General features: G+C 62.0%; 16 protein-coding genes. 14 read left to right on the forward strand and 2 right to left on the reverse strand.

The genetic code is table 11. The features are described 5' to 3' along the window. Positions 1-2: 2 nt before the first annotated feature. Complete coding sequence (locus AC4PTO_RS14590; RefSeq protein ID WP_492733641.1) at positions 3-794, reverse strand: lytic transglycosylase domain-containing protein; 792 nt, start codon at positions 792-794, stop codon at positions 3-5. Positions 795-1,202: 408 nt separating this feature from the next. Here AC4PTO_RS14590 and AC4PTO_RS14595 point away from each other — a divergent pair, with 408 nt between their 5' ends. From AC4PTO_RS14595 to AC4PTO_RS14655, 13 genes are all read left to right on the forward strand, one after another. Beyond that, positions 1,203-1,400, forward strand: a complete 198-nt coding sequence (locus tag AC4PTO_RS14595; RefSeq protein WP_492729667.1) for a hypothetical protein — start codon at positions 1,203-1,205, stop codon at positions 1,398-1,400. Between the two features lie 287 nt (positions 1,401-1,687). Continuing rightward, complete coding sequence (locus tag AC4PTO_RS14600; RefSeq protein ID WP_492729667.1) at positions 1,688-1,885, forward strand: hypothetical protein; 198 nt, start codon at positions 1,688-1,690, stop codon at positions 1,883-1,885. 220 nt (positions 1,886-2,105) lie between these two features. After that, positions 2,106-2,303 (forward strand): hypothetical protein, encoded by a 198-nt coding sequence (locus tag AC4PTO_RS14605; protein ID WP_492729668.1) that lies wholly within the window; start codon positions 2,106-2,108, stop codon positions 2,301-2,303. A gap of 163 nt (positions 2,304-2,466) precedes the next feature. Beyond that, on the forward strand, positions 2,467-3,336 hold the full coding sequence (gene cpaB / locus AC4PTO_RS14610) for a Flp pilus assembly protein CpaB (protein ID WP_492729670.1): 870 nt from the start codon (positions 2,467-2,469) through the stop codon (positions 3,334-3,336). A gap of 237 nt (positions 3,337-3,573) precedes the next feature. Beyond that, complete coding sequence (locus tag AC4PTO_RS14615; RefSeq protein ID WP_492729672.1) at positions 3,574-4,992, forward strand: type II and III secretion system protein family protein; 1,419 nt, start codon at positions 3,574-3,576, stop codon at positions 4,990-4,992. Positions 4,993-5,017: 25 nt separating this feature from the next. Next, positions 5,018-5,665: an OmpA family protein gene (locus tag AC4PTO_RS14620; protein WP_492729674.1), complete on the forward strand. Its 648-nt coding sequence runs from the start codon at positions 5,018-5,020 to the stop codon at positions 5,663-5,665. 263 nt (positions 5,666-5,928) lie between these two features. Then, a complete protein-coding gene (locus AC4PTO_RS14625; protein ID WP_492729676.1) occupies positions 5,929-7,206 on the forward strand; it encodes a CpaE/TadZ family protein in 1,278 nt (425 codons plus the stop codon). Between the two features lie 12 nt (positions 7,207-7,218). Next, on the forward strand, positions 7,219-8,676 hold the full coding sequence (locus AC4PTO_RS14630) for a TadA family conjugal transfer-associated ATPase (protein WP_492729678.1): 1,458 nt from the start codon (positions 7,219-7,221) through the stop codon (positions 8,674-8,676). 14 nt (positions 8,677-8,690) lie between these two features. Next, complete coding sequence (locus tag AC4PTO_RS14635) at positions 8,691-9,659, forward strand: type II secretion system F family protein (RefSeq protein ID WP_492729681.1); 969 nt, start codon at positions 8,691-8,693, stop codon at positions 9,657-9,659. A gap of 8 nt (positions 9,660-9,667) precedes the next feature. Continuing rightward, a complete protein-coding gene (locus AC4PTO_RS14640) occupies positions 9,668-10,672 on the forward strand; it encodes a type II secretion system F family protein (protein ID WP_492729683.1) in 1,005 nt (334 codons plus the stop codon). A gap of 5 nt (positions 10,673-10,677) precedes the next feature. Beyond that, the gene (locus AC4PTO_RS14645) at positions 10,678-11,244 is read left to right on the forward strand and encodes a tetratricopeptide repeat protein (RefSeq protein WP_492729685.1); all 567 of its coding nucleotides are present in this window, start codon (positions 10,678-10,680) and stop codon (positions 11,242-11,244) included. Positions 11,245-11,269: 25 nt separating this feature from the next. Further along, a complete protein-coding gene (locus tag AC4PTO_RS14650; protein ID WP_492729687.1) occupies positions 11,270-12,130 on the forward strand; it encodes a tetratricopeptide repeat protein in 861 nt (286 codons plus the stop codon). An 8-nt stretch (positions 12,131-12,138) separates the two neighbouring features. Beyond that, positions 12,139-12,633, forward strand: coding sequence for a prepilin peptidase (locus AC4PTO_RS14655; RefSeq protein WP_492729690.1), 495 nt, complete (start codon positions 12,139-12,141; stop codon positions 12,631-12,633). 7 nt (positions 12,634-12,640) lie between these two features. Here the strand turns inward: AC4PTO_RS14655 and AC4PTO_RS14660 are convergent, their stop codons facing one another. After that, the gene (locus AC4PTO_RS14660; RefSeq protein WP_492729692.1) at positions 12,641-14,278 is read right to left on the reverse strand and encodes a hypothetical protein; all 1,638 of its coding nucleotides are present in this window, start codon (positions 14,276-14,278) and stop codon (positions 12,641-12,643) included. A gap of 158 nt (positions 14,279-14,436) precedes the next feature. On the opposite strand from AC4PTO_RS14660, the gene AC4PTO_RS14665 reads away from it, so the two are divergent. Beyond that, positions 14,437-15,747, forward strand: coding sequence for a DUF8689 domain-containing protein (locus tag AC4PTO_RS14665; protein ID WP_492729694.1), 1,311 nt, complete (start codon positions 14,437-14,439; stop codon positions 15,745-15,747). Positions 15,748-15,788 lie beyond the last annotated feature (41 nt).

Here is a 15,788-nt window from a genome sequence, read left to right on the forward strand (position 1 = left end):
GGCTATCCCTTCACGGCAAAGACGCAGCCGTCCGTCACCAGTTCGGGCGGGGTCCGGCACAGGCCGCGCGCCACCGTCCAGGCCGCCAGAACCTTGGGAACGTAACCGCGCGTCTCGGCGAAGGGCGGCACCCCGCCATTCTTCTTCACCGCGTTCTCGCCCGAATTGTAGGCCGCGATGACCATCAGGGGATCGCGGTCGAATTCCTTCATCAGCCAGTCAAGATAGGCCACGCCGCCCTTGATGTTCTGCACCGGGTCCGCGCTGTCGGACACGTTGAACCGCGCAGCCGTGGCGGGAATCAGCTGCATCAGCCCGACCGCGCCGGCCGAAGACACCGCATCGACCCTGCCGCCGCTTTCGATCCCGATCACCGCAAGCACAAGGGCGGGCGAGACTTCGGTGCCGATCGTGGCGGACAGGATGTCGGCGCCATGCATCTCTGCGATCTTTTGCAGATGCGACAGGCGCGGCGAGGCGACCGATTTCCCCCCCGGCCCCTGGGAAAGCGCCGCGATCGCCTTCGAGAAGCGCCCGGCCTTGTCATTCAGCGTGGGTGAAACGGCATCCCAATACCAGTCATATACCCCCGGCGCCCCGGAGGTTGCGGGCGCGTCGGGCGCGCGCGTCACCGGCACGAAGGGCTTGGCCGCCGCCGCGGCAAGGGCGCGGCGCTGTTCTTCCGGGTCGATCTGGATGGTAAGGAACCGCTTGGTGCCCGGTTTGGGCACGCCGACGCGCTTGGCCTGAATGCCCCCCGCCGGCGGCGAGGAAAGCTCTGCCCCCGCCTGCATGGCGATACATGCCGCCAAGATCGCTATTGATCCTGCCTTGACTATGCGCATTGTGCGTCTTTTCTGCTCTGCCTCGGGTCTTCGCCCTTTTGTTTTTTATCGGCAAACCGGCGGACAAAATCCAGAAAAACCACCCTTCAGAGTGGTATTTCGGGCACGATTCGACCTTTCCGCAACAGGGAGAATACGGTTTTCCCGCCCGCCAGAGAATTTTTAATTGTTGTATTTCAATATATTACAAATTTAACACAAAAAAATCCGAGCTTTCGTGAAAACGTCGCTGCTCCGCCCAATTCAAGCCACGATTCGGGGGGAAAACATCTACATACCGCGACGGAGAGGCCAACAAGCAAGGGCCGGGGATCTGGGCGCGGATCGTGCAACCAGAGACCAGATTGGAGTAACCAGATGAAACTGTTCAAACTCACCAAGAAGATCCGCAACGAAGAAGACGGCGCTGTGACCGTGGACTGGGTCGTGCTGACCGCCGCCGTCGTCGGCCTGGGCGCCGCCGCGCTGACCCTCATCCGCAAAGAAACCGGTACGCTCTCGACCAACATCGCGAACTACCTGTCCTCGGCTTCGGTCAAGACCGAATTCGAATAATCCGGACGGGCCAACGCCCCACCGAGCAAGGGCCACGCGCAACGCTGCGCGTGGCCCTTTGCTTTTGCGCACAGGGCCTGCGCATGTCGGGCGGTTTCGGCCGTTCTCGATCCGGAAACAACCCATGACGATTGCTTCCTTAAAAAAGTGTTTCGATCCGAAAACGTCGCTGGACCGCCCAATTCAAGCCACGATTCGGGGGGAAAACACCTACATGCCGCGACGAAGACACCAGCAAGCAAGGTCGGCGCGGATCGTGCAACCAGAGACCAGATCGGAGCAACCAGATGAAACTGTTCAAACTCACCAAGAAGATCCGCAACGAAGAAGACGGCGCTGTGACCGTGGACTGGGTCGTGCTGACCGCCGCCGTCGTCGGCCTGGGCGCCGCCGCGCTGACCCTCATCCGCAAAGAAACCGGTACGCTCTCGACCAACATCGCGAACTACCTGTCCTCGGCTTCGGTCAAGACCGAATTCGAATAATCCGGACGGGCCAACGCCCCACCGAGCAAGGGCCACGCGCAACGCTGCGCGTGGCCCTTTTCCACAAGATCATTCCGGCACCGTGACCGGGCCAGGCGCAAACAACTGAAACAATTCCATTTCTTGCCCGAATTCCGCCCCGTTTGGCCCTCATCGTGAGGGCGCAATCAGATCGAATCCGGTGGGGTGCCCGGGGGAAATCACCTTGAAAGGCATAGTTATGAAGCTTGTCAAAGCGATCCTGCACCCGATGTGGAGCTGTGAGGATGGCGCGGTTACCGTGGATTGGGTGGTGCTGACCGCGTCGATCGTCGCCTTGGGAATGATCGTCGGCGCTGTCATCTGGAGCGCCTCGGAAGAAACCACGAACGATATTGCGAGCTTTGTCGGCTCTCAGAAAGTGCTCAGCACGTTCTGAGGCCGCCTGACGGTTTTAATCAGTGCGGACCTGCGGCCCCTCGATTGTTGCAATAAAGCTTGGCAATGCCACGGTCTTGCCACTTTTATCCGGCAAACGAACACGATCGGACCAGTGGCCGCCATTGGCGCCAAGGTCCCAAGGGTAGAAGGAAGGATTAGTGATGCGTATGGTCGTCGGACTTGTTCTGCTACTTGGCGTCGCCCTTGCGGGGGTGGCCGTTTACATGGCGCAGGACACCATCGCCCGTGCACAGGCCGAGCGGGATTATCTGCGCGCCTCACAGGCCAACGCCCCGCGCCTGGTCGATGTCGTCGTCTCGAAGAAACGCCTCAAATACGGCGAGCGTTTCACGATAGCCGACCTTGAGGTCATCAAGGTCCAGGCGGGCAAGGTTCCCGAAGGCGCGTTCCAGGTGATCACCGGCCCGCAGGGCGACCCCAAGGCGCCCCGCTCGGTATTTTTCGAAGGTGAAACCCGCCCACGCGCCGCGTTGCGCTCGGTCGAGGTGTTCGAGCCGATCCTCGAAGGCAAAGTCACGAAGCCCGGAGTCGATGCCGGCATCATGGCAAACCTTTCCTCCAACATGCGCGCGTTCACGATCAACGTCGACGTGGCTTCGGCAGTCTCCGGCTTCCTGCGTCCGGGTGACCGAGTCGACGTCTACTGGTCCGGTGAAGCCGGCGGCAAGGCCGTCACGAAGCTGCTAGACACCAACCTGAAGCTGATCGCCATCGACCAGAGCGCCGATGCGGATCGCTCGGAAGAGACCCGCATCGCGCGTACCGTCACGGCGGAAGTATCGCCCGAACAGGTCGCGGCGCTGACGCTGGCACAGAACACCGGCCGACTGACGCTGTCGCTTGTTGGCAGCCAGGACACCGCCGAAATTGGAGCGATCGAAATCGACCGAGACAGGCTGTTGGGTATCCAGGCCAAGGAAGTCATCGAGGTCGAGGCTGCGAAGGTCTGCACGATCCGTACCCGCAAGGGCGGCGACGTGGTCGAGGTCGAGATCCCCTGCACGAACTGAGTGAAGGAAGCGTCCCAAGCGCCCGTTCCGCACCACCGGGACGGGCGCGTTCTTTTTCATGTGGCAAAGGTGCGAAAAGTGCTCCTGTTGCAAGTTATCCACATGAACTGAGTGTAACAAGCGCTTGATTGTTGCAAAAATTCGTCAATTCGCGCATGGTGCGAAAAACAATGGGCAGTAAGTCCTCCAAGCGGGCACAAGACCCGTAGCGTGGCGTGATCGGAGAGGCAGGATCACATGAATTTCAAGTCCCTTTTGCTGGCGGGATGTGTCGGCACGGCATTTGCCATTGGAAGTTTCGGCCCGGTGGCGGCCGAAACCCTTCGCGTGATGTCTGGATCCGCATCCAGTCCGCTCAACGTTCCGATGAACCGCGCCGTGGTCGTTGAAAGCGACCAACCCTTTGCGGAGCTTTCCATCGCGAACCCGGGCATCGCGGATATCACCACCCTTTCGGATCGCACGATCTATGTTCTGGGCAAGGTGCCGGGGCGGACCACGATGACGATCCTTGCCCCCGACGGCAAGCTGATCACCAATGTCGAGGTCCAGGTGACCCCCGATGTCGGCGAATTCAAGGAACGCCTGCGCCAGATCCTTCCGGGCGAGACGATCGAGGTTCGCACCGCCAATGACGGCCTTGTGCTTTCCGGCACGGTCTCTTCGACGGCCAAGCTGGACCGCGCGCTCGATCTGGCCCAGCGTTACGCGCCCGACCGGGTCTCGAACCTGATGACCGTGGGCGGCACGCAGCAGGTCATGCTGAAAGTTCGCTTTGCCGAGATGCAGCGGTCGGTTTCCAAAAACCTGTCCTCTTCCCTTGGCGTGCGCGGCGTGACCGGGGATGTGGGCCTGGCAACAGGCACCGGCAACTTTACCTCGAACGGCGCGCTTTCCAGCGCCTTCGACAACGGCACCTTCCCGGTCAAGAACACATCGACCGGCGCCTTGGGGGTCGGATTTACGGCAGGCAACCTGGAATTCGCGGTGCTGCTTGAAGCGCTGGAACAAAAGGGCGTCGTGCGCACCCTTGCCGAACCGAACCTGACCGCCCTTTCCGGGCAGGAAGCGAAATTCCTTGCCGGCGGCGAATACCCGATCCCGGTCGTCGAAGACGACGGTATCACCATCGACTACAAGCCGTTCGGTGTAGAGATGACCTTCGTCCCCCGCGTCGTGGACGGAGACCTGATCAACCTTGCAATCACCGCCGCGGTTTCGGAAATCGACACAACGCTGACGCTTCAAACCGGTGGCTTCTCGGTCAATGCATTCAAGCGCCGCGAAACCCAGACCACGGTCGAGATGCGTGACGGCGAAAGCTTCGCGATTGCGGGGCTGCTGCAGGACAACTTCAACGACCTGAACTCTCAGGTGCCATGGCTGGGCGACGTTCCGGTGCTTGGTGCGCTGTTCCGCTCGGCGGATTACGCGCGCCAGCAGTCCGAGCTGGTGATTATCGTCACGCCGCATCTGGTCTCGCCGACGCGTGGCGAGGCCCTGGCCCTGCCAACCGACCGGGTGCGCCCGCCGACCGAAGCCGAACTGTTCCTGTTCGGCAAGACGGCCGGCGGCAGCAACCGCCCAAGAACCGGCGCCGCCGCGGAAGTTGCCAAGCAGGACTTCTCCGGCTCCTACGGCTATGTGATGGAGTAAGAACATGAACGGTCAGGGGCTTGGAATGCGCGGCTTGATGCTGACAGCGGCCGTCTTGGCGCTTGCGGGATGCGAGCCGATGAAGAAGGGCTTTTTCGCGGAAGCGGGAAGCGAGATCGACACCGGCGGCTTCGGCAACGCGACGATGAACAACACGCTGATCCAGAGCGGCGATCGGGACTATGCGATCAGCCTGACGCAGCGCTTCGCCGGTGATGTTCCCAACACGGTGAACTTTGCCTTCAACTCGGCCGTGCTGGACGGTACGGCGCAGATGGCGCTGCGTCAGCAGGCCGACTGGATCCGCCAGTTCCCTGAAGTACGCTTCCGCGTCTATGGGCATACCGACCTTGTCGGCTCGGCTGGCTACAACAAGTCGCTCGGCCTGCGCCGCGCGCAGGCTGTCGTCAGCTATCTGTCCAGCCTGGGGATCTCGCGCTCGCGGCTTGAGGCGGTCGTTTCGTTCGGCGAAACGCAGCCCCTGGTCTTTACACAGGCCCCCGAAGAGCGGAACCGCCGCACGGTGACCGAAGTTTCCGGCTTCGTGAAGAACCATCCCTCGGTGCTGAACGGCAAATATGCCGAGGTGATCTTCCGCGAGTATGTGGAAAGCGCCGGATGGCGCCATCCCTCTGCGCAGACCGTCATCCAGACGGGAACCGGTGGTGGCTGATACCGGCCGCCCAGACTGGACAACGATTCGGGCGGCCCTTGCCGAAAGGGCCGCCTTATTTGTTCGATCGTCGCGCAAAAACGCACAATTGGAGCAATCTGGCCCCAATGTCGCCAAGATTTCACGCGACTTTCAAGACTGCATGAGTGGCATGATGACCGAGTCGTGCCCGAATCTGGAGATTGCGGCCCAGGAACCCCGCCGGATTGTGCCGGCGCCACGGACCCCATTCCACGGATTCGCGTACAGAAGGACGTGAGACAATGACCGCAGCACCTATCCTGAAGCCCGAGCCGGCTCCCATCGTCGCGTGCACGATCTCTCGTGACGTGTCCAATTTCGATCTCCTGATCGAGGACATGGAAGCGGAACTTGGCGAAAGCTGGGGCGATCTGAATTTCGACGATGCCGTCAAGTTCCTGTCGCAGCCCGATGCGGATGCACTGGAATTCGTCGCCTTGGCCATCGACAGCCAGGACGAAGACGATCTGGCGCGCATCTCCGGCATCATCACGACGGCCAAGGAAAAGGGCGTCCGGGTAATCGTCATCGCCGAAGAGGTCAGTCCGATCGCCCTGCACCAGTTGCTGCGTCTTGGTGCCGACGATTTCGTGCCCTACCCGCTGCCCGAAGGGGCATTGCATGAGGCGATCGAACGGCTTGGGCAATCGGACCCGCTGGCCAACGCATTGCCCGCCCATGCCGGCGAAGCCAGTGCCACGGACACTTCGTTCAAGGCATCGGGTGGCCGCAATGGCGCCATCCTTCCCGTGCACGGCCTTGCCGGTGGCACCGGCGCCACGACCTTCGCCGTAAACCTTGCCTGGGAACTGGCGAACTCGGCCAAGAAGAGCGAAACCGCCCCGCGCGTCTGCCTGCTCGATTTCGATTTCCAGTATGGCTCGGCCTCGACCTATCTTGACCTGCCGCGCCGCGAGGTGGTGTTCGAACTGCTCTCGGACACGGCGCATATGGATGCGGAAAGCTTCAAACAGGCGCTTCTCACCTTCAACGACAAGATGTTCGTGATGACCGCGCCGGCGGACATGCTGCCGCTGGACATCGTCACCAGCGAAGACGTCAACCGGATCATCGACATGGCCCGAGCCAATTTCGATTATGTCGTGATCGACATGCCCTCGACCGTGGTGCAATGGACCGAAGCGGTGCTGCAACAGGCCGATGTCTATTTCGCCATGCTGGAACTGGACATGCGTTCGGCACAGAACGCGCTGCGCATGATCCGCGCCCTCAAGTCCGAGGGACTTCCGGCCGAAAAGCTGCGCTACATTCTGAACCGTGCACCGAAATTCACCGATCTGACCGGCAAATCCCGCGTCAAGCGGCTTGCCGAAAGCCTCGACATCGCGATCGAGGTGCTGCTGAGCGATGGCGGCAAGCAGGTGACGCAGGCAAATGACCACGGGTTGCCGCTGGCCGAAACCGCCGCGAAAAGCCCCCTGCGCAAGGAAATCCAGAAGCTCGCGGTCTCGCTGATCGAGGTCAACCAAGCCGCCAATACCGCCGTCGCCCAAGGGTAAGGAGCCCCCCGCATGTTCTCGCGTTACAAGAAAGCCGCGCCGGGCGCAGCCAAGGGCACGGCAGCACAGCCGGGGGCACAGAATGCCTCGCCGGCGGCCGCAGGCGGGAGCAATGGCGAAACCAAGTCCTACGTCCAACGGCGCACGGCGCCCGTGGCCGTGGCCGCCTCTGCGGCCGTTCCGGACAAGGAAAAGAAACGCAAGGAGCGCCTGAGCGAGCTCAAGGTCGAGCTGCACAAGCGCCTTCTGGAAAACCTGAACCTCGCCGCGCTGGAACATGCCAACGAAAAAGACCTGAAAGCCGAGATCGCCTCGATTTCCGCCGAGGCAATGACCGAGATGTCGGTCGCGCTGAATACGGGCGACCGGCAGATCCTGAACCAGGAACTTTACGACGAGGTGATGGGCCTTGGCCCGCTTGAGCCGCTTCTTAAGGACGAAACGGTCAACGATATTCTCGTCAACGGTCCCCAGCAGATCTTCGTGGAACGCGCGGGTCGGCTGGAACTGACCGATATCACCTTCAAGGACGAACGCCACCTTCTGCGGATCATCGACAAGATCGTGTCCGCCGTGGGCCGCCGCGTCGATGAATCGAACCCCTATGTCGACGCCCGCCTGGCCGACGGGTCGCGTTTCAACGCCATGGTGCCGCCGATCGCGGTGGACGGTTCGCTCGTCTCGATCCGGAAATTCAAGAAGGACAAGCTCGGCATCGACGACCTCGTCCGTTTCGGGGCCTTCACCGAAGAGATGGCCGCCTATCTACAGGCCGCCGTTTCCACCCGTCTCAACGTGATCGTTTCGGGCGGGACGGGTTCGGGCAAGACCACGACGCTGAACGCACTTTCATCGTTCATCGACAATGCCGAGCGCATCCTGACGATCGAGGATACGGCGGAACTTCAGCTTCAGCAGGTTCATGTGGGCCGGATGGAAAGCCGCCCGCCCAACGTCGAGGGCAAGGGGGCGGTCACCCCGCGCGACTGTCTGCGCAACGCCCTTCGGATGCGTCCCGACCGCATCATCGTCGGCGAAACACGCGGCGAGGAAGTCATCGACATGTTGCAGGCCATGAACACCGGCCACGACGGCTCCATGACGACGATCCACGCCAACTCGGCCCGCGACGGCATCAGCCGCCTCGAGAACATGATCGCCATGTCCGGCATCGAGATGCCGATCAAGGCGGTGCGTTCGCAGATCGCCTCGGCTGTGAACCTGATCGTGCAGGCCTCGCGCCTTCAGGACGGTTCGCGCCGGATGACCTCGATTACCGAGATTACCGGGATGGAGGGCGAGGTGATCTCCATGCAGGAGATCTTCCGCTACGAGCGCCTTGGCCTGACGCCCGACAACAAAATTATCGGCCGCTTTACCGCCACGGGCGTGCGTTCGCATTATTCCGACCGGTTCCGCCAGTGGGGTTACGATCTGCCTTCCGCAATCTACGAACCCGTTTCTGACTAGGGAGCGCCCTGCCCATGATCATCAGCCCTACCCCGATCATCTACGGCCTGATCTTCGTCGCGGTGCTCTTGTTGGTTGAGGGCATCTATCTGCTGGTCTTCGGCAAGTCGATCTCGCTCAACAACAAGGTGAACCGCAGGCTTGCCCTTCTGGAAAAGGGCGGGCGGCGCGAAGAGGTGCTGGAACAGCTTCGGAAGGAAGCCAACCAGCATATGCGGGCCAAAGGGATTCCGCTTTACTCGATTCTGGCCAGCAAGGCACAGAAGGGCAATATTGCCTTCTCGCCCCCCGCACTGGTCGGGATCATGGTTCTGCTGTCGATCGTGGCCTTCTTCGGCCTGACGCTTGGCACCCAGGCGGCGCTTGCAGTGCGGATCGCGATTTCCATCTTCATGGGCGTCGGCGGCGTCTATTTCTGGGTCAACGGGAAAGCCAAGAAACGCATCAAGCTGGCTGAAGAACAGCTTCCTGACGCGGTCGAACTGATGGTGCGCAGCCTGCGCGTCGGGCACCCGTTCGCATCCGCCATCCAGATCGTGGCGCGCGAAGTGCCCGATCCGCTGGGGTCCGAGTTCGGGATCATCGCAGATGAGGCCGCCTATGGCCGTAACGTCGCGGACTCGCTGCGTGATCTGGCCGAGCGTATGGACATGCAGGATCTGCGCTTCCTTGCTGTTGCCGTGTCGATCCAGCAGACTTCGGGCGGCAACCTTGCCGAAGTTCTGGAAGGCCTGTCCAAGGTGATCCGGTCCCGTTTCCGGCTGTTCCGCCGGGTGCGCGCGATTACCGCGGAACCCAAATGGTCGGGCGTCTTCCTGTCCGGGTTCCCGATCGCGGTGCTGGTGGTCATCCAGGTGGTTGCCCCGAACTATTATGACGCGGTGAAGGAAACCCCCGCATTCATTCCGGCTGCAGTCATCGTCTTTGCGCTATTGGGCATGAACATGTTGTTCATGAAAATCATGACGACGATCAGGGTCTGAGGCAGATCATGGAATTTCTTGCTCCGATCAATGCGACGCTTACGGACACGCTCGGACCCATGGGTCCGCTTCTTGCACTTGCGGGGCTTGGGCTTCTGCTGGTGCTGGGCACGCTTCCCGCCCTTCTGAAGAAGCGCAAGGATCCGTTTGAAAAGCTGCGCGACGCGACCCGTGGCCGCCCCGACCTGCGGGGCGACAAGAAGGCCGATGCGCTCAAGGCGCAGTTGCGCCTTGGCGGTGCCGGTTCGGACAAGCTTGAGAAATACGCAGGCTTCCTCGAACCCAAGGACGAGGAAGAGATGTCAGCCGCGAAAATGCGGATGACACGCGCGGGCTATCGCGGCACCAACGCCGTGCGCACCTTCCACGCCGTCCAGTTCGGCATGGGCCTTGGGCTTCTGGCTCTCGGGGTCGGCTATGTGCTGATCGCCAACGCAACCGAGCCGCTTTCGTCGACAGCGACGATCCTTGCGATCCTGCTGCCCGGCACCTTCGGCTATCTGGCCCCGAAGATGTGGATCGACAAACGCATCAACGCGCGCACCGCCGAGATCCAGAACGGCTTTCCCGACGCGCTCGACATGCTTCTGGTCTGCGTCGAGGCGGGCCAGTCGCTCGACCAGGGCATCATTCGCGTGGCGAAAGAGCTGCGCGCCGCCTACCCCGCCATGTCCGAAGAGTTCGAAACCGTCAGCCACGAGATCAAGGCCGGCAAGGACAAGGCGCAGGTTCTGCGCACCTTCGGCGAACGTTCGGGCGTGCCGGACGTGGCCTCTTTCGTCACCGTCATGATCCAGTCGCAGCAGTTCGGCACCTCGATCGCCGAGGCGCTGCGCCTTTATGCCGCCGACATGCGGGACAAGCGGATCATGCGCGCCGAAGAGGCCGCCAACAAGATCCCCACCAAGATGACCCTAGGCACGATGATGTTCACCGTGCCGCCGCTGCTGATCATCCTTGTTGGGCCCTCGGTTCATGATATGCTTGAGAACTTCAAGGCCATCGGGCTCTAGGGGTCATGTCTCCACGTCTTGCGGGCAAGTTGCTGCCCATCCTGTTTTGTCTGCTTGCCGCATGCTCTGCCGGCGGCCTTTCGTCGGACAAGGGCAGCCCCTATGCGCCCGGCACCGCCACGCGCGGTGCCTCGGTCGACGGGCTGACCGTCGGCCACCGGCTCATGGAGGCCGGGGAATACGAACTGGCCCTGAAGGCCTATTACCGCGCAGCGGGCCGGCAGGGTGCTACCGTCGACGTGCTGTCGGCCATCGGCTCAGCCAATCTCAAGCTGGGCCGCCTGGGGCAGGCCGAGCGGATGCTGCGCCGCGCGATCGAAGAGGATCGTACCTTCGTTCCCGCCTGGAACAACCTCGGCGTCGTGCTGATGGAGAAGAACGAAGTGCCCGAAGCCGCGCGCGTCTTCCAGACCGCCTATGCGCTTGATAGTGGCCAATCGGACTCCATTCGGGAAAACCTTCGCCTGGCGCTCGCAAAACTCAAAAATCCGGGCTATGTTGAGGAAGAAGAACCAAACTATGCGCTGGTGCGGCGAGGGGCCGGAGAGTACCTGCTGTTGACCAAGCGTTGAGGCAACGAGCAGAAGGACGCAAAAAATGCGCCACCCGATCTTTATCGCGCTGCTTGCGGGCAGCGCCATCGCCTTGGCGGCATGCCAGAAATCCAACGATGCCGAGGTGTCGCGCGCACTCAAAAGCGTGAACGCGATCGACGAGACGAACCTGTCGGACATCATGCTGACGGTGGGCGACCCGAACGAAGCGGTATCCTATTTCAAGCGCACCGCAGACGAGAACCCCGACCGCATCGACCTCAAGCGCGGGCTGGCCAAGTCGCTTGTGCGGGCCGGCAAGCCCTCCGAGGCGATCCCGGTCTGGCAGGCCGTCATCGCCATGCCCGAGGGCAATAATGATGACCGCGTGCAGCTTGCCGATGCGATGATCCGCGCGAATGATTGGAAAGGCGCCGAGGCGGCGCTGAACCAAATCCCGCCGACGCACGAAACCTATCAGCGTTATCGCCTTGAAGCGATGGTCGCCGACGCGAACAAAAACTGGTCCAAGGCCGATGCGTTCTATGACACCGCAGCCGGGCTGACGACAACGCCGGCCGGCGTGTTGAACAACTGGGGCTATTCCAAGCTGACCCGGGGCGATGCCAAGGGTGCGGAAAAGCTGTTTGCCGATGCGCTGGTGCACGATCCGACGATGTTCACCACCAAGAACAACCTCGTTCTGGCCCGCGCGGCGCAGCGCAAATACGATATGCCCGTGGTCACCATGACCCAGACCGAAAAGGCGCAGCTGCTTTACACCGCCGCGCTTTCGGCGATCAAGCAAGGCGACGTGACGATCGGGAAGGGGCTATTGCAAGAGGCGGTAGACACCCACCCGCAACATTTCGAGGAAGCCTCACGCGCGCTTGCTGCGCTTGATGCCAACGTGGCGAAGGGCTGAGCGAACATATGCTTGGCCTGACCCCGCCCCAGTCCGCGCTGGTGTTCCTTATCCTGATCACGCCGATCTGCCTGTGGGTCGTTTACACCGACCTGAAATACATGAAAATCCGCAACAAGGCCGTTCTGGCACTGGTGGCGGTCTATGCGATCGCGGGGCCACTGGTGCTGCCTCTGGATGTCTGGGCATGGCGATGGTTGCATCTGGTGATCGTACTAGCAGTCGGGGTGTTTCTGAACGTGGTGGCGCATTTCGGTGCGGGCGATGCGAAATTCGCCGCCGCTGCCGCGCCCTTCTTCGCATCAAGCGCCGCGGGGCTGGTCGTGGCATTGCTGGCCGCTTTTCTTCTAGGGGCCTTTAGCGCGCATCGCATCTTTCGCGCGGTCCCCGCCGTGCGCCGCCTGACCCCGGACTGGGTCAGCTGGAAGCGTGCGGATTTCCCGCTGGGGCTTGCGTTGGTCGGAACGCTCTGGACCTATCTTCTGATCATCGTCCTGCCCTAAGCACCGCTCAGGGCGCGACCGGCCTAAGAAGGATGTAGGTGTCGGTGCGGCGCTCTTCTTCCAGGATCCAGCCATCTTCCTCCAGCGCCTTCACGATGCCAGTGCGCACGTTCAGGCCCGTGGGGCACAACGGCACCAGAAGATGGTCCGCCCCTGCAATCCCCGGCGTGCCGCCGTAATACCAAGGCGCCCCACCGCGGACCGGACGCAGATCACCATAAAGCCAAAGTGCCGAGAAGAGATCGGCCACCAGAACCGCGCTGCCCGCCTGGCCATTATCCTCCAGATCCTTCACCACGGTTTCGAACCAGGCATTGTAACCAGCGGCAAGCTCGCAATCGGGCAGCGCTTCTCCGTTCAGCGTCGTCGGATCAGGCCAGTCGGCACGCTCTTTGTAGGCGGCATAGGCGGTGCCCGGCCCGTCTGCGGCGACACGGTAGGACACACGATAGACCCGCGGTTCCTGCACCATGATGTCGTGATGGGCCGGCAGGGCCGACAAAAGCGGCACGGCTTTTTCTGCATCCATCGACATGTGACGGAACGGACTCCACATCAGGTTGAGGATCGAGCCCGCACCAAGCGTCACCGCAACGATACCGGTTACGCGCAGCGCATCGGAAAGAGACCATCCAAACCCGTTCGTCTCCGGCCCGGAAGGACGCAGCGAAAAAGCCAGAAGCGCAAGCAGAACAAGCCATTGCGGGTCATTGCCGAAATTCTGCCAGGTGACATAGATGAAGCCCGGCATCAGGAACAGAAGAACCATGCCCTCGGTCATACGGCCGGCCTGGCGCAGGAAGATGATGACCGCCACCAGCGTCAGCGTGCCCGCCAGATAGGCAGGCGCCGCCATCACCGCCCCCAGCGGATGGCCCGGCGCCGGGCGCGTCTCGGAGCCGGCGACACTTTGCAGATCATGCAGATAGGCCAGCCAGAATTCGGCCCCCAGTAGCCCTGTCACCGCACCGGCCACACCCAGCCCCGCGACAAGGGCCGCAAGGATCATGCGCCCCTGCCGCCGCGCGATCAGCGCAATCAGCACCGGCGGCGCGAAGGCCACGAAATAGGTCACCTTGATCAGCACAAGCCCCGCCATCGCAAGGCCGATCAGCCCGCCATCCAGCCAGGGACGCGGCGCCCCGTTCGGCGCCAGCATCGCCAGCGGAATCGCCAGATAGGCAAGCGCCCATGCCCACCGGTTGTAATGCATCGAGATCGAGATCGAGGCCTCGGATTCGCCATGCACGAGCGCGAGGCACAGGATCATCAGGTAAAGGCCGAACGCCCAGGACAGAAGCCCCGAGAAACGCGACAGCGCCACCCGCAGCACCGGCAGGAACAACAGCGCCGCGACCGCCGCCTGCGCGGCAAAGATCGCGTGACCCAGCCCCAACCCCGCCTGCACGAAGGCCGCCATCGGCCAGACCGCGCCGATGCCGATCGGCGTCATGAAATCCAGATGCGGGACCTGCCCGGCTTCGCCCATGCGCAGCACGATGTCGGCCAGGTGCAGCGTGTCACCTTCATGCTTGCCGATGAAGAACGCGCCCTTGAGGAAGGGCAGGACCGCCAGAATCGCAGCCGCAGCCGCCATGGCCTCCGCCAGCAAGACCCCGTTCGTTCCCTGCCGATTTCCACTCATCGTTTACGCCTCACAATCATTCTTCCATTTTTTGGCCACATTAGCCGCGCATCTTGCGCCTGTGAATCCCCGTATCGGGCAATTGCGCCCAGAGCGTGGCGCAGCAGGGGCAAACGGCAAATGAACCGCAGACGGCAAGCACAAAGAGGACAGCGGGCATGAACATGATGGCAACGAACGTGCTGGCCCCGGTGCCGCCGCGCAGTCTGGACGATGTCGGGATCTCGGTCGTGATGATGCGGGACATCCTGCTCAAGACGATGTTCCGGACCAATATGGATACCGCCTCGGGGATCGCGAAACTGATCGCGCTGCCGCTGACGCTTACGCAGGAACTGATCGACCTTGCCCGCTCGCAACGGCTGGTCGAGGCGATGGGCACGCTGCATGCAAACTCGGGCGGCGAGATGGGGTTCCAGCTTGCCGATGCGGGCAAGGCACGCGCGCTCGATGCGCTGTCGCAATCGGAATATTACGGCGCCATGCCGGTGCCGCTTGCGCAATACCGCGAACAGACCACGCGCCAGTCGATCCGCAACATCCAGCTCAGCCGCCAGCAGCTGACCTCGGCGATGGGGCACCTGATCCTGCCGCCCATGCTGCTTGACCAGCTTGGCCCCGCGGTCTCATCGGGCCGGTCGATCCTGATGTATGGCCCGCCCGGCAACGGCAAATCCTCGATCTCGAACGGGATCCGCGACGCGCTTGGCGACCGGATCTATATCCCGCGCGCAGTGGAATATGCAGGCCAGGTCATCACCGTCTATGACCCGATCGTCCATTCCGCCGCCGCCGAGTCCGTCGACGACCCGACCAGCCTGCGCAAGTCGGGCAACCGCTTCGACAACCGCTATGTGCTGTGCGAGCGGCCCACCGTGATCACCGGTGGTGAACTCTCGCTCGACATGCTCGATCTGACCTACAACCCCACCGCGCGCACCTATACCGCGCCCTTGCAGATGAAATCCTCGGGCGGGGTGTTCATCGTGGACGACCTTGGCCGCCAGGCCGAGCCTCCGCAAAAGCTCGTGAACCGCTGGATCGTGCCGCTTGAGGAAAGCCGCGACATCCTTGCCCTGCAATCGGGCGAGAAGTTCGAGGTGCCCTTCGACACGCTGGTCATCTTCTCGACCAACTTCCACCCGAACCAGATCTTCGACCGCGCCGCGCTGCGCCGGATCTTCTTCAAGATCAAGATCGACGGCCCGACGCAATCGGACTTCCTCAAGATCTTTTCGATGATGGCCAAGAAGCGGAAGATGCCGCTGGACGAGAAGGCGCTGATCCACCTGCTGAAGGTCAAGTACCCCACGATCGACAATGTCTATGCGAACTATCAGCCGATCTTCCTGATCGACCAGATGATTGCGATCTGCGAATTCGAGGGCATCCCCTACCAGATGACGCCCGAGTTGATCGACCGGGCATGGGCCAACATGTTCGTGCGCGAGGAAGAGATCATCCACTGATCCCGTCCCTTTTCAGCGGCGCACACGGTCCCTAGACTGGT

It is taken from the genome of Rhodobacter maritimus, from assembly GCF_058747975.1.